This window comes from Dyadobacter psychrophilus, from assembly GCF_900167945.1.
Classification (GTDB): domain Bacteria; phylum Bacteroidota; class Bacteroidia; order Cytophagales; family Spirosomataceae; genus Dyadobacter; species Dyadobacter psychrophilus.
On record NZ_FUZA01000021.1, the window covers coordinates 1 to 14,049 of the forward strand.

A 14,049-nucleotide genomic window follows, 5' to 3' on the forward strand; every position below is an offset into this window, starting at 1 on the left:
TGAGGTGGCTCCAAAAAGCGGCACACATTTTTGCACAACCTGATGCAAAATGGGAGTTCAGAAGGGGAGCAAAACCAGAAAGAGTTACGATGCTGATTTTAAGCAGGAAGTAGCGAGAATGTTGGCTTCTGGAAGAAGCGCGAAGGAAATCTCGGAGACGTTTGGAATTGCTGAAAATCTTCTATATCGTTGGAAGAGAATGGCAACTATGAAGACAAAAACAAAGAATGTGGAGAGTGAAGGTAGTAAGGCTGCAAAACTTGCTGCTGAAAATGCTAGGCTACGAGCGGAAGTTGAACGCCTGAAAACCGACCGTGAAATCTTAAAAAAGGCGTTGGGTCTCTTCAGCACGTCCGACTGAGAGACGTCTATGACTTAATAATATCACTTTCGAGGACAAATAAGGTAAGTTATCTGTGTTCGCTTTTTGAAGTAAGCCGCACAGCTTATTACCGGTACCGGCGAGGAGAAAGTTATAATGCGGACAAAAAATACAACCGCCCAAAGCATGAAATACGGATCGAGTTTATCCGTAATTTGAAGCGATATGGCAGTCGACGTATCAAAGAATCCTTGAAACAAAAAGGCATCAAGATTAGTCGCCGAAAAGTCGCTGAAATCATGCGAAAAGAGGGTTTAAGGGCTATTCAACCACCTAGGTTTATTCCAAGGACAACTGATAGTAAACACGGAAAACGAGTTTGTCCAAACCTTCTGCTTAACCAGTCAAAGCCAGATCGACCCAATGCAGCTTGGACATCGGACATTACTTACATGCCTTTGAAAGGCGGGAAGTGGGCTTATCTCTGCACCTGGATGGATTTGTATTCCCGGCAAATTGTTAGCTGGCAATTGGCTGACAATATGCAAGAAAGTCTTGTCAGGGAACCGTTGTCGAGAGCACTGTTGAAGCGCAGGGCCAAACCTGGTATGATCGTGCACTCGGATCGTGGCGGACAATATTTATCACGGGAAATGAAGAAAGTAATAAAAACTTTCAAACTGAGACAAAGCATGTCCCGTGCCGATGACCCATACGACAACGCATGGGCGGAGTCGTTCTGGAGTAGGCTGAAGGCCGAATTAGATATGCCCAGAGGTGGTTATGAGAGCATTGAAAGATTGAAGTCTGCTCTATTTGAATACATCGAGGGATATTATAATACAAGAAGACTGCATTCGTCTTTGAACTATTTGAATCCCGCAGCATTTGAGGCCGAATATTACCGACAAACGGGATAAGAATTGAAGTTTTAAATATTTACTAACCCGCAAAAGTGTAAACCAAAAGGGAACCACGTCAAAGAACTATTTCTTAACCGCCTTTCGGAATAATGGGTTAAATTAAAAGATTGAACCGAAAGTACCGCGGGTTCGGTAGAGCTGTTTTTCTAGTGAGCCGTTTGCTACGTGTAAATCTCACCGCCATCTTTAAATATTGACGATATAAAATTTACCTTTTCTCAAACATGCTCTCTGGAACTGGCTGCCATAAAGCATAGACACATTTCTTTCAACTATATTGATGCTCATATTTGCTTCTTAAAAAAGCTTTCAAAAGGCTGGCCGTCATTTATGTACAATTTTTAGCCTAACCCGACATCATGACAAAAGAGGTTTTTGGTTACAGATTCAGCCAATACGTGAATTTGATCACCAAAGCCCGATTTTTAGGTTGCCAGGCCCGCATCAGCCGGTTGTCATCATCGAGGGTTTCGTACGCAAAGTAGTTATCGGTGTACACCACGAACAGGTCCGAGACGGGTTTGTACCGCCACTGGAACCGGATGTTGGTGTTGACATTGTTTATCTGGTTGTTATACTGGACGTAGGCCGTTAGAAACAACGACCGGGTGAAGGACAGATCGACCTTGGGGCCGATCAGCAGCAGGTCCGATTGACTGTGGGGCGCGGGCAGCCGAATACCGTTATAGGTGAAATCAAGCGAGAAAACACCGTAAGGTTGCTGCCGGTAACTCATGACGGTGTGCAACTGCGTGATCCGACCGTTGAAGTACTGCCCGTATCGACCGTTGAAACTATAGAAAAAAGGCTTCCTAACGTTGGACACGTAGGTCAGCCTGTGGCTGAAGTACAGGTACGAGGTGTTGGCGGGAAGGGCAATCCCGCCGGTGTTGGATGGGTCGAAGGGCGAGAAAAGGTAGGTGTAATCCCAGCGCAGAAACACAAAACTCAGCTGCGACTGGTTTTGCATCGTGATGCCCCCGAACAGTCCCGCGTCCCAGTCAATCAGGCGGTTCTGCCGTTTCCCATAAATAAAATCCCAGTTTGGTCCCAGGTAAAACCGGTTGATGTGCCGGCCCAGCCGCCCTTTCGGGAAAAGCACCCTAAAGACCTCGCCATGGAATTTCAGCAGGCTCGCGCGGGGGACGTACCCCACGTCGGCCCGGAAGTTATCGCCAATGTCGTAAACGCCAACCCGCCCGTTGACCGCTGGCTTGTCAACGAACAGCAGGGCGCCCACCGCGTAGGGCTGAGCCGGCCGGTCCGGGCTGAACGAGCGGTGGTAGAACGCTTTGCCCCGCCACTGGTTATTGGCCGAAGCCAGGGAATACTCCAGGCCGGCGACCCGGTTATACGGTTGGGCGGCACCGGCTGGCATTATCCCTACGGGGTCCTTGTTTACCAGCAGTGCGCTCAAAAACGAACGGGTCGAAATCCGGCGCTGCACGGCCAGCATCCCGTAGTTGATCGGTGGCAGCGTGACAGAATCGGCCAGCGACCGCCGGCCCGTCTGCATGTTCAGCACCCCGACCCGCCAGTTCCGGTCCAACCGGCCGCTCAGCCGTAACCCGGCCAGAATCGGCACCCGCTCGTTGAACCCAGTGCGGGGATTGCGGACAAGGCCGATGCGCCGGGAGAAAAACGGGTTGGTAACGCTCGTGCCGAATGAGCCGAAGAGGTCGCTGTTTTCCAGGAAAAACTGCCGCCGTTCGGGGAAAAACAACTCAAACCGACTCAGGTTCGTCACTTGCTGATCGACTTCTACCTGCGCGAAGTCTGGGTTTACGGTCAGGTCCAGATTGAGCGAAGGGGTGACGGCCACCTTCACATCGAATCCGGCGTTGACGCCCCGTCGGGGAGGTATCCCCGACGGGTAATCCCGGCCCGTTTCGGCCAGCCCGTACGGAATCAGCGAGACGTTGGCACCGGGCCTGGGGGGGGGCTGCTCCCAGATCAGCCGGCCCGAGAACGCCAGCGCCTGTCCGGTAAAATTAAGGGGTATGGGTGCCCAGGCCGATTGCTCGTTGCGGGCGATGTCGCTGCGGATGAAGTTGATCAGCCACACGTCTGGCCCGTCCCCAGTCTGCCGTTGCTTGTAGCGGAGCGTTTTGAAGGGGATGGCCATCTCGACGGTGTAGCGATCGGCGGCGTTGCCTACCCGGACGTACCACTTGTTGTCCCAATCGGTGGCAAACTCCTGTCCATTGGTGATCAGGCCCTCGCGTTGCACGCCGTACGGGCTTGCCGCAAAATTGAAGCCGTTAAGCTTATCGCCGAAGGGGTCAATGTTAACCTCAAACAGGTCTGACTGCCCGCGGGCAAAGTCGCGTTTGAGCGAAGTGACCACGTACCGGCCGGGTTGATAACATTCGGCGGCTATGTATAGGAACTCCGAGTCGAACAACACCCGTACGCGGGTTCGGGCACCGGCCCGGACGGTGTCATACGGAAAAAACTGCCAAAAGTTCGACACCGTGTCCGCTTTGTCCCAGGCGGCTTCATCCAGACGTCCGTCTAGCACAATCGGTCCGATGGACCGGCGGACATTCAGACCATAGTCGGCTTCGTTCACGCCGAGTGACTGGGCAAACAAACGGCTGCTCAACAGCAGGAAAAGGAAGGGTAAAACTGTTTTCAAAGTCATTCTACGGGCGCTTCTGGCCTCCTTTACAAACACCACTACTCAAAAACTAGTTGCCAGCATCTGGCCGTACTGAAACCCAGGCCCCCGCTTGGGCACACCGAGGATTTTCCTATCGTACCAATACGCGCCCACTTCGGGGACCAGAGTTATGTTGGGCTGGATATCCTTTTTCAACCCCAGCGATACGCCCCCGATGTTGACAAAATTAGCCTTAGCGCCCTCCGTGGCTGTTGGTATCCCGAGGTGGAATGTGGCTTCCTTGTCCACAAAGTTTTTGATCAGCCACGGGCAGGCGATCCTATCGATTTTGGGGCGTTCGCGGGTAATCCAGTCCATTTCCTAGTGCGTTGAATGCGTCGCTTTAACAGGTTTTCCTAGAACATCCAGGGCCGATCTGAACCCTTTTGCAAGCGTAGTGGCCGGTCCACGCCCATAATAATGCAGAAATATGATCCTTGGGTTCTCACCAAACATATGATTATGCAATGCCACTACTTCTAGGTTATTGGCCCGAAGCGCTTTGATGACCGTATTAACTTCATCTTCCAGCATGGCAATGTCACCCGCTATATGGGCGCTGTCTTTGTTTCCAGCAAAGCTTGCCCAGGAGTTAAGTCCTATGGCAGCTGTCATTTCTGCACCCATGGCCATAACCGTCAGATCGTCACGGCCAACAGTATATTTATAAGTTGGGCCGTTTACTACGCCGGTATACTTGACAATGCCGTCAAGGGCTGGTATATCAAAGAGTTCCTTGCCCGTAGTGGTGGGTGGCGCAGAAGGCACAGGCTGGTTAGCCGGGGAGATTTTGGCATCTTTAATGGTGGCAGCAAACTTTTTGGCAAGCTCTTGTGGCGTACCCATGCCATGCATGTGCATGTAGAATATGCGTGGCTGCTCATAGAAAAAATGATTGTGAATAGCCCCGATTTCAAGGCCGTTGGCATGCGCCGCTGAAATCAAGGGATTCACTTCTTCTTCCAGCAGAACTGTATCGCTCATTAAAACGGCTGATTTCCCATCTACTGTTTTTTTGATAGACGCCCATCCCCCAAACCCAAATGGAATTGGAACAGGTTCACCTTTGACAGTGACTTTCAAATCGTTGCGTGGAAGCGGAGTGGTATGAACCGCTTGTCCTTCATTATAGTTGCCCTTTTTACCCATAGCAGCTTCAATAGCTGCAATCTCTTCCTTGGTAAGTGCAGGTGTTTTGGCAATCGTCGAAGCTTGCACAGCGTTCATACTTGCCAATCCGGCAACAGTAAAATAAGTGCTGGCTTTAAACCAGTCTCTTCGTGAAAAGTAGTTCATAACTTGGTTTATAAAAGTGCGATTTAATTATTTTTTAAGCTGAATAAAGGGCTAATATTGTTTTTGATTTTAGAAGTATGTAAACTAATTTTTTACAAGCTTTGCGATAACCGAAACATCTGCTTTTAATTCCTCATTGGCTTTTAGTATCAGCGTATCTCCGGGCATGATATTGCCAAATACTTCAATTTTGTCTCCCAGGTTAAGCCCCTGGTTTATGTCAATCCACTGCGTTTTCCCCTGCTTTATTTTAATGGCAAACTTTTTTTCCAAAGTGGTCACAATAGCGGATGATGGTAATGTAACGCCTGGTTGTGAACGCTGAACCTCTAGTCTGGCATCCGCATACATACCCGTTTTCAGTAACTTTTTCGTGTTGGTTACTTCAAATTCCCAAATTTCACTCCGCGTGGCATTGTCTATATTTTCTGATTTACGGACCAGTTTGGCGTCAAATACTTTTTCAGGCATCGCTTTGGTTGTAAATTTGATGCTTTGCTTTTTCAAACTGGTGCCGGTATATATCTCTGGAACAGCTACCCGAAGTCTTAGCCGGGAATTATCTTCAATTTCCAAAAGTGGAAGCTCACCGGGGTTTCCCACAAAAGTACCTTCATGCACATTTCGTTTGGTTACCACTCCGTTAAAAGGTGCGGTGATCGCCAGGTAATTTCCCATTTGCTTATAGGTAGCAGCGGTGAAGATAGCGGCTTTATAATCCGCACTGTCGGCCATAAAGAGATTTTTAACTTTATCCAGTTCACTGGCTGCAATGACACCTTCGGTTTGAGAAGCAGAATAAATACGGTCAAAATTGTCTTTGCTGGCTAAATATTTAGCTTTTGCAGACTGGATCTTTTCGGTTACCTCGCTTAGACGCGAAGCAATTTCCGGCGCATCGATAAGAGCTAGTAACTGCCCTTTACGCACCCTGCTTCCGATGTCAACATTTATTTTTTTCAAATAACCCTGAATCTTTGAACGGATTTCTACGCGTTCATAAGGCAGCAATTCACTGGGTAAAGTAATTTTTTTTTCGACAGAATCGCTTTTTGCAATGTAAATCGCTACCGAATCTTTACCATCCGGGTTGGTTTCAGTGGTTTTGGCACCGGACTGCTCTTTGCTGTTGCAAGAATAAAAGAGAAACATGCAGACACAGCTGAAAAAGAAAATTCTAAGCATATCATTCGTTGTTTTACTGGCCAAAGTTTTGGCTTTCATTGTCATCAGGATCAAGAGAAACGCCTACGTAATTTTTGTTGCCAATCCAGGCGTTATAGATCAGGGGAGTGATCAATAATGTACTTAGCGTTGAAAATATCAAACCGCCGATAACGGCCACACCCAAAGGTGCAGTTTGCTGGCCGCCTTCACCAACGCCCATCGCCATCGGTATCATACCGGCTACCATGGCAATAGCGGTCATCAGGATCGGACGAAGCCTGGTTTTTGCAGCCTGGATACCTATATCTTGACCAGACAGCCTTTGCTTTCGAATGGCTTCTGCATTGGTGACCAAGAGGATGACATTAGCCACGGAAACCCCGATGGCCATAATACAACCCATAAAAGACTGAATATTTAAACTATGTCCCGCCACAAAAAGTAGCAACAACGAGCCGGTTACCACAGCAGGAATAACCGATAAGACGATCATCGGTATTCTCAGTGATTGAAAATAAGCCGATAGCATCAGGAAAATTACAGTCACTGCCAGCAGCAGACCGATGGACAGTTCCCTTAAAGTTTGGGTCAATAAATCAGACTGGCCACGCATATAAACTTTCATACCATGCGGTTGTTCACCAAGCTTGGATATGGCCTGGTTCACATGCGTTACAGCTTCTCCCAGATCCTGGTTGTAAATATTTGCTGTTATAGTGATAAACCGCTGTTGGTTCATCCGGTCGTATTCGCCCACTGAAATGGTTTTTTTCCAATCGGCAATATCGCGTAGGTACAGATTGTCCCCCTTGTCACTACTGATAGGAATCTGTTCGATCTGCTCAGGGCTGTTCATCATATATTGCGGATATTCTACCTGCACCTGGAAGGAATTACCACCCGCCTTGTCAAGCCAGTAAACGGGCTGGGTATTTCGGCTTGATGATACGGCAGCAGTGACCGCCTTTCCGGCCTGTTCGATAGAAAGGCCCATTTGTCCCATTCGGACCCGGTCATAATTGATTTGGATACTAGGGTAATCTAGCGGGATGCCAATTTGTACATCCCGTAAAAACCCAATTCTTTTCATTTGAGATTTTAACCGTTCTGCAAATACTCTGCCTTGCGTTAGATCCTTCCCCTGAACCAGCACTTCAACAGGTGTATTGGATCCCTGGCTCATCACCTGATCAACCAGGTCGGCCGGTTCGAAAGAAATTACAGCATTGGGGATCTCGTTTACTACCTTATCCCTGATCTGTTCTTTCAAAGTTTCAATGTTTATGGCTGACCCTTTCAAAAGATTTACTTTTAAGAGGGCTTCATGCGGCCCACTTGTCCAAAGAAAAATCGAATTGATCGCGTACGTAGATGGCTGTAAACCTACAAAGCAGGAAGTGATGGCAATATTCTCTTTTCCCGCTAAGCTGTTAATCAGTCCCAGTATTTTTTTCGTAGCATCCTCTGTTCTTTCGATCCTGGTCCCTGTTGGCATCCTTAAACGTAGCTGAAACTGGCCACCATCAATTTTCGGAAAAATATCTCTCCCCGATGCATTGTATAAAAGAACCGTAGTACCAACGAAAAGTAAGGTAATCAAAGGAGCGATAAATTTTATAGCACCAAAATGCATCACCGTTTTACCATATTTTTCACTAAACCGATCAAAGGAAGATTCTGATTTTGTTGCTGTTTCATTTTTAAGAAGCCAGTTAGCTAGAATGGGGACCAATGTCTGTGACAACAGAAAGGATGCGGTCATGGCAAACCCAACCGATAAGGACAAGGGGATAAACATCGCCTTAGGCACGCCTGTCATAAATATAGCGGGTAAAAACACTACAAGTACGCTAAGCAAGATCAGTAGTTTGGGAGCCGCAATTTCCAAGCATGCATCCAGGATTGCCCTTGATGTTGATTTGGACATTTGCTGATGCCGATGGATATTTTCAATGGTTACCGTCGCTTCATCAACTAAAATTCCCACTGCCAGTGCCAGTCCACCCAATGTCATCATATTGATGGTGTGCCCAGCCAAATAAAGTCCCACGACAGCTGCAAGCAGAGCCAGCGGAATTGTGAGTACGACAATGAGCGCGCTTCTGACATCGCGTAGAAATAGCAGAACCACAAGTCCGGTTAGTATAGCCCCCAAGCCGCCTTCGAAAAGCAGGCTTTTCAAGGAATTGATCACATACCCTGACTGGTCAAACTCGTAGGATACTTTGATGTCATCGGGAATGGCAGCCTGCATTTGTGGAAGATTTTCTTTAATGCGTTGCACAACATCCCAGGTTGAAGCATCGGCCCGTTTGGTAACCGGAATGTAAATGGAACGCTTCCCATTGATGAGCGCATAGCCGGATGTAATGTCTGCTCCATTTTCCACACTGGCCACATCCCGGACAAAAACAGATGTTCCGTTTACCTCTTTAACCGCGATCTGTTCTAGTTCCTTAAAATTGTCAACCACACTGTTGGAAGGCGTAATCAGTGTTTGATCACCAATACGCACGTTCCCGGCGGGTAAGAGCACGTTGTTTTTGGCAATGGATGCCACCAGTTCGTCGGGTGAAATATTGTAGCTTCTTAGCCGTTCAGGGTTTGCTTTGATCAGAATCGTGCGCTGATTCCCTCCTAATGGCGGGGGAGCAGAAACGCCTGGCAACGCACCAAACATGGGCCGCACTTTAAACAATGCCAGATCCTGGATTTCATTCAGTGAACGGGTAGCACTGCTGAAAACCAGCTGACCAACCGGAAGTGAGCCTGCATCGTAACGCATAACGAAGGGCGGAAACGTACCGGCGGGCATAAAGGAGCGGGCACGGTTGACATAGGAAATGGTTTCAGCCATGGCAGTTGCCATATCCGTCCCTTCGTGAAATTGCAATTTAATGAGCGATACACCCTGGACTGATTTGCTTTCAACAAATTTGATTCCGGTGATGTACAGGAAATGATACTCGTAGTACGAAGCAAGAAAACCTTCCATTTGTTGTGGCGATAATCCGCCATAGGTCTGTGCCACATAAATAGTGGGCGTTCCCATTTTTGGAAATATATCGATGGGCAATTTCCTTATGGCCAGAATAGAAAAGAATAGCATCCCTACAATGGCAACCACTATAAAAACGGGCTTCCTTAATGCAAAACGTATGAGTTGAAGCATAACTTTCTATTTCAGTTCATTTAAAAATATGTTGATATCACCCTTTGTGACAGCCTTATTCAATAGCGCTTTCCAGATGTACCAATAAGACTGCTGTGAATCGGTTTCGGCTTTCAAAAGATTATACTGGGCTTGAATAAGGTCACTGAAATTCACCAGACCGGTATTATATCTGATTTGCATTGCCTTGAAAGCATACTGTGCAGATTGTAATTGCGTAGCTGTTTCAGTGGCGATCAGATAAGCATTGTTGTAGGTCAGCTGGCTGATCTGGTCTTTCTTATCCAGAATAAGCAGATTCTCTTCCACTTTTTGCTGGATAGATTGCGTCATCAGGCTTTGCTGCTGGATTTGTATATTTTTATCCGAAAATTTTAATATTGGGTAAACAATCTGAAATCCCAAGCCGTAATTGAAACGACTAAATCCCAAACCATCACTTGCCTTTACGGTGCCATCATACTTGATCCCTGAACCTCGGGCATAAGCCGTGCTCCATATATTTATCTTAGGCAGATAGGATCGTTTGATTAATTTTTCCTTCGCCAGGCTGTATTCTAAAATACTTTTCGGATAGCTGATATAAGGATGACTGCTAAAATCAGAGGAAATAGCTGCGTGCGCCTGTGGGAACTTTTCAAAGAATAGGCTGTCCTTTGTATTAATTGCCTCATTAACCGCCAAAAATTGGGAAAGTAATATTTTTTGGGTTTCAAATTTTTCTGTGGCATTCAGTAATTCAATCTTGCTTTTAGAAAGTTCCGATTGAAACAAAGCCGTATCCACACCGGGCTTGAGTCCTTTACTTGTGAGTGTGCGCGACTGGATCAATGCAAATTCAACTCTTTTAATATTTTTCTGGTTTATAGCAATCAGCTGCTTTGCCAATGCAACATCCAGATAAGTATTGGTCACTTTGGCCAGATGTCTGAACAATTCCATTTTTGAGTCCGATTCCTTTTGATTTACTCCGGCTGTTGCATATGCGGTTTGGGCATCGCGATGCCCGAAGGTGATTGCCTGCCAGTTCATGGAAAATCCTGCTGCGCTGCCAAAGACAGGCTGATATTTATTCTCGGCGGAAGGTGGCCCGCTTATTGGAAAAATACCGGATGGATCAAGCATTCCCGTAATATTATTGTAGGTCGCCAGATTGGCCTGGTAACTTAGATCCAACGATGGGATAATGGTATTTCGGCTCAGCGCTACGTCCTTCTTTGCCGCTTCTGATTCATAGTACTTGGATTTAAGCAGCGGGTAGTTTTTTTCGGCCAGTAGCAGCGCTTCGCGCAGGGAGACAGTCGTGTCTGGTTTTTGTCCATAGACTAAATAGGAAAGGAACAACAAAAAAAATGTGCTCGTTATTTTTAGATATGGCATAAATAGTAAGCGTTCTGTGAAACGAACGCGAAACTATTTATTGATTTTGGAGAAACTTTGTAGGCTTTGGTTTAACAAAAAAATACTGTGATGCGGTGTTCTGCATTTTCATATTCATATTGAATTTTGAGCTGGTATAACTGGGTAATTTGTTTGACTAATGCAAGCCCTAGTCCCGTGGTTTTAGATGCATCGTCACCTTTTTTAAACCTTTCAAAAAGCTTCTCAGGATCATCTTTGATTTCATTACCTGTGTTAACAATCATCAGTTTTTCGGTGTTCAACTCCACATGAATCCTGCCATTAGGGATATTATGTATTACGGCGTTACCTACCAGGTTGCTAAGTAGGATTTCAAAAAGAGAAAGATTCGCTACAATGATTATTTGTGGTTGAATGGATTTTGTCAATTTCGGGAAATGTTCATAGTGTTCATGATAATTTTCAAGAATTTTTTCAATGACCTGTGAAACATCGACCTGTTCCACTTGTGGGAACTGATTGTTATCGATCTTGGCCAGTAATAATAGGCTTTTGTTTAATTGGCTCAATCTCTCGTTAGCCGCTGTTATGTCGGCCAATAAAACTGCCGTTCTTTCGGTTAAAGCCGGATCATTGATAAGAAACTCAATTTTTGATCGGATAATAGCCACAGGGGTCTGCATCTCATGGGATGCATTCTCAACAAATTGTTTTTGATTCGTATATACTTTGTTCACTTTTCCCACCAGGTCATTCAGCTCATGATTCAGTTGATTGAATTCGGCAATTCCAGTCTGGGAGTCCAGATGCATTGAAGGGTTACGTACCAAATCATACGCAGCGGCTTTTTTCAGTGTAAGAAAAAATGGTTGCCAAAGCACACGCGAGCTCCTTCGGTTGACAATTACGATGGCTAAAAGCAGAAATAAAAGGATAGCGATTTCTGCAAGAAAGACCTTAATAATTAAGTGTGAAACTTCTTTGGAAGAAACATAAGTCGTTAGCCTATAGGGCTCCCCCTTCCAATTCATTTGTCTTGTCAGTATTGCAAATTCGACGAACTGTTTTTTTTCGTGATCAAATAAACTGGTATCGCGTGGCTGATTAGGCAAGTCGTTAATAACACGCTTATTGGCATCGATATCATACTCGCCTGCAATATGCAGAACCATAGATTCAGGGTGTAGCGTGAAAGCTTTCCATATGTTAGCTTGTTTTAGATCCAGCTGCTTTTCCCGCATGTGGTGCGCATGGAAAACAAGCATAACATAAAATAGTGCCGAGCCAACAAGCAGCACAAGTGGCAGCCATATGAAAAGATACCGGGTGTTTTTTTGTTCCAGCGTTTTGGTCATATAGAAAGCTTATAACCTAGTCCGTACACCGTTTGAAGCAAATCTCCACAACCTTTTTCTTTCATTTTTTTCTTCAGATTTTTTACATGTGAGTATACAAAATCAAAGGAGGCGAGATTGTCTGTTTCTTCTCCATATATATGTTCAGCAATGGCTTGTCTGCTTACTACACGGTTTTTATTGGTGAGCATAAAAAGCAGCAGGTCATACTCGTTTTTGGTAAGAACTACTTGTTTTCCACCCCATTCAACCGTTTTTAAAAGTAAATTTACTTTCATATGGCTGATTTCAAGTGTATCCGAACCGGACGCATATTGACGCCGTATCAGTGATTTCACCCTGGCAAACAGTTCGGACAAATGAAAAGGTTTCGTGAGATAGTCATCCGCGCCCAGATCCAGGCCAGCAATTTTATCGTCCAGTGAGCTTCGGGCAGAAATAATGATTACACCTTCACTTTTCTTGTTTTTTCTAAGATATTTTAGAAGCTCTAGGCCGCTACCACCAGGAAGGTTAATGTCCAGGATAATGCAATCATATTGAAAGTCCTCCATTTTTTCAATACCTTGCCTATAAGAACCCGCTCCTTCACATAAAAAGTCTTCCTGCGTAAAGTATTCAACAATACTTTGCAGCAAGCTTTCTTCATCTTCGATAACCAGTAATTTCATCTACGGTTTTTTGCTAAGGTAATGGTCAATTTTGGAGAAAGTTTGACGGTGTGAATTTCATTAGAATATTACACCCGTTTCTTTAAAAACCCTTTTATATCTACCCCAGCGTACTTTAAAATCTTGTAAAGTGTAGGTTGGCTTTTTATTTTGAACATCTCTCGGATTTCATCCGTACTCCGGTTGTTCTTTTCATAAATCTCCTTGACCTCAGGTGCGATTTTTCGATAGCGCTCACTTAATCCTTCTGGCCTTCCCCCGGATCTGCCACGTGCACGGGCTGACTCCAGACCAGCTTTTGTTCTCTCGCGGATAATGTTGCGCTCGTGTTCGGCAAGCACACACATAAATTGAAAAAATAGATTACCAGTGGCCGTGCTGGTGTCAATAGATTCAGAAAGTGATTTAAGATTTACTCCTTTATTTTTCAACTCTTCTATTAGCTCAATGAGCTTAATGGTGCTGCGCCCAAGCCGGTCCAGTTTCCAAATTACAATGGTGTCACCTGGCCGTGCATACTCCATCAATTTTTCAAAGTTTGGCTTGGTAGCCTTTACTCCGGAGACCTTATCGGTAAAGACCTGCTTGCATCCCTCTTTTTTTAGGGCGTCCAGCTGAAGGTCCAGATTTTGTTCCTGGGTAGAGACCCGGGCGTATCCTAATTTGATCATTTGTTTACAAAACTTGTTAAAATCAAATATATTACATTTAGTTTAATTATATGGCAATATAAATAATTGAATTGTAAGAAATATCGGGGTTTGGAGTTATGTAAAAATACGGTGGTGGCCGTTGCAGAACTCAATGAAAAACAGCCTAAATCCTTTCCATAACTGCCTGGAATTTTGTAACTTCAGGAATGCAAGGAAGAAAAAACTACTCCGAAAAGCTGTTCATGAACTTCCAGTTATCCGAGCGGATTCCAAAGGATAATTTTTATCGGAAGTTGAGAGAATCTCTGGATTTGAACTCCATTTACAAAGAAACCAGAGATCTGTATGGAAGCACCGGGAACCCGTCCATTGACCCGGTTGTATTCTTCAAGCTTATGCTTACGGGTTACCTGGAAAACATAACCTCTGATCGTAAACTGGTCGATCACTGCTCGATGCGCATGGA

Annotated in this window: 12 protein-coding genes; 3 read left to right on the forward strand and 9 right to left on the reverse strand. The window is 45.5% G+C overall.

Going from position 1 to position 14,049, the window contains the following annotated elements:
- Positions 1 to 49: 49 nt before the first annotated feature.
- On the forward strand, positions 50 to 361 hold the full coding sequence (locus B5X68_RS28270; RefSeq protein ID WP_082218033.1) for a transposase: 312 nt from the start codon (positions 50 to 52) through the stop codon (positions 359 to 361).
- 20 nt (positions 362 to 381) lie between these two features.
- On the forward strand, positions 382 to 1,242 hold the full coding sequence (locus tag B5X68_RS28275) for an IS3 family transposase (RefSeq protein WP_229208598.1): 861 nt from the start codon (positions 382 to 384) through the stop codon (positions 1,240 to 1,242).
- 382 nt (positions 1,243 to 1,624) lie between these two features.
- Here the strand turns inward: B5X68_RS28275 and B5X68_RS28280 are convergent, their stop codons facing one another.
- The 9 genes from B5X68_RS28280 to B5X68_RS28320 all read right to left on the reverse strand — a co-directional run bounded on the left by B5X68_RS28280 (position 1,625) and on the right by B5X68_RS28320 (position 13,601).
- Positions 1,625 to 3,889 carry a DUF5916 domain-containing protein gene (locus B5X68_RS28280; RefSeq protein WP_082218133.1) on the reverse strand — a complete coding sequence of 755 codons (2,265 nt, stop codon included), beginning with the start codon at positions 3,887 to 3,889 and terminating at the stop codon, positions 1,625 to 1,627.
- Positions 3,890 to 3,928: 39 nt separating this feature from the next.
- Positions 3,929 to 4,225, reverse strand: coding sequence for a chromate resistance protein ChrB domain-containing protein (locus tag B5X68_RS29330; protein ID WP_229208603.1), 297 nt, complete (start codon positions 4,223 to 4,225; stop codon positions 3,929 to 3,931).
- Between the two features lie 3 nt (positions 4,226 to 4,228).
- On the reverse strand, positions 4,229 to 5,134 hold the full coding sequence (locus B5X68_RS28290; protein WP_229208604.1) for a DUF1259 domain-containing protein: 906 nt from the start codon (positions 5,132 to 5,134) through the stop codon (positions 4,229 to 4,231).
- 153 nt (positions 5,135 to 5,287) lie between these two features.
- Entirely contained in the window at positions 5,288 to 6,427 is a 1,140-nt protein-coding gene (locus tag B5X68_RS28295) for an efflux RND transporter periplasmic adaptor subunit (RefSeq protein WP_212568050.1), read from the reverse strand.
- Positions 6,402 to 9,542 (reverse strand): efflux RND transporter permease subunit, encoded by a 3,141-nt coding sequence (locus tag B5X68_RS28300; RefSeq protein ID WP_082218136.1) that lies wholly within the window; start codon positions 9,540 to 9,542, stop codon positions 6,402 to 6,404. The genes B5X68_RS28295 and B5X68_RS28300 overlap by 26 nt, the downstream gene beginning before the upstream one ends.
- A 6-nt stretch (positions 9,543 to 9,548) precedes the next feature.
- Positions 9,549 to 10,922, reverse strand: a complete 1,374-nt coding sequence (locus B5X68_RS28305; protein ID WP_082218137.1) for a TolC family protein — start codon at positions 10,920 to 10,922, stop codon at positions 9,549 to 9,551.
- A gap of 71 nt (positions 10,923 to 10,993) precedes the next feature.
- Positions 10,994 to 12,259 (reverse strand): sensor histidine kinase, encoded by a 1,266-nt coding sequence (locus B5X68_RS28310; RefSeq protein ID WP_082218138.1) that lies wholly within the window; start codon positions 12,257 to 12,259, stop codon positions 10,994 to 10,996.
- Positions 12,256 to 12,930, reverse strand: a complete 675-nt coding sequence (locus B5X68_RS28315; protein WP_082218139.1) for a response regulator transcription factor — start codon at positions 12,928 to 12,930, stop codon at positions 12,256 to 12,258. The genes B5X68_RS28310 and B5X68_RS28315 overlap by 4 nt, the downstream gene beginning before the upstream one ends.
- A gap of 68 nt (positions 12,931 to 12,998) precedes the next feature.
- Positions 12,999 to 13,601 (reverse strand): recombinase family protein, encoded by a 603-nt coding sequence (locus tag B5X68_RS28320; RefSeq protein ID WP_304488616.1) that lies wholly within the window; start codon positions 13,599 to 13,601, stop codon positions 12,999 to 13,001.
- 188 nt (positions 13,602 to 13,789) lie between these two features.
- On the opposite strand from B5X68_RS28320, the gene B5X68_RS28325 reads away from it, so the two are divergent.
- A partial coding sequence (locus tag B5X68_RS28325) for a transposase (RefSeq protein WP_141110145.1) occupies positions 13,790 to 14,049 on the forward strand: 260 nt, incomplete at its 3' end.

Bases quoted from the DNA above. Each gene is read 5' to 3' on its own strand.
- B5X68_RS28270 (WP_082218033.1), top strand. From the start codon at position 50: ATGGGAGTTCAGAAGGGGAGCAAAACCAGAAAGAGTTACGATGCTGAT.
- B5X68_RS28280 (WP_082218133.1), bottom strand. From the start codon at position 3,889: ATGACTTTGAAAACAGTTTTACCCTTCCTTTTCCTGCTGTTGAGCAGC.
- B5X68_RS29330 (WP_229208603.1), bottom strand. From the start codon at position 4,225: ATGGACTGGATTACCCGCGAACGCCCCAAAATCGATAGGATCGCCTGC.
- B5X68_RS28290 (WP_229208604.1), bottom strand. From the start codon at position 5,134: ATGAACGCTGTGCAAGCTTCGACGATTGCCAAAACACCTGCACTTACC.
- B5X68_RS28295 (WP_212568050.1), bottom strand. From the start codon at position 6,427: ATGAAAGCCAAAACTTTGGCCAGTAAAACAACGAATGATATGCTTAGA.
- B5X68_RS28300 (WP_082218136.1), bottom strand. From the start codon at position 9,542: ATGCTTCAACTCATACGTTTTGCATTAAGGAAGCCCGTTTTTATAGTG.
- B5X68_RS28305 (WP_082218137.1), bottom strand. From the start codon at position 10,922: ATGCCATATCTAAAAATAACGAGCACATTTTTTTTGTTGTTCCTTTCC.
- B5X68_RS28310 (WP_082218138.1), bottom strand. From the start codon at position 12,259: ATGACCAAAACGCTGGAACAAAAAAACACCCGGTATCTTTTCATATGG.
- B5X68_RS28315 (WP_082218139.1), bottom strand. From the start codon at position 12,930: ATGAAATTACTGGTTATCGAAGATGAAGAAAGCTTGCTGCAAAGTATT.
- B5X68_RS28320 (WP_304488616.1), bottom strand. From the start codon at position 13,601: ATGATCAAATTAGGATACGCCCGGGTCTCTACCCAGGAACAAAATCTG.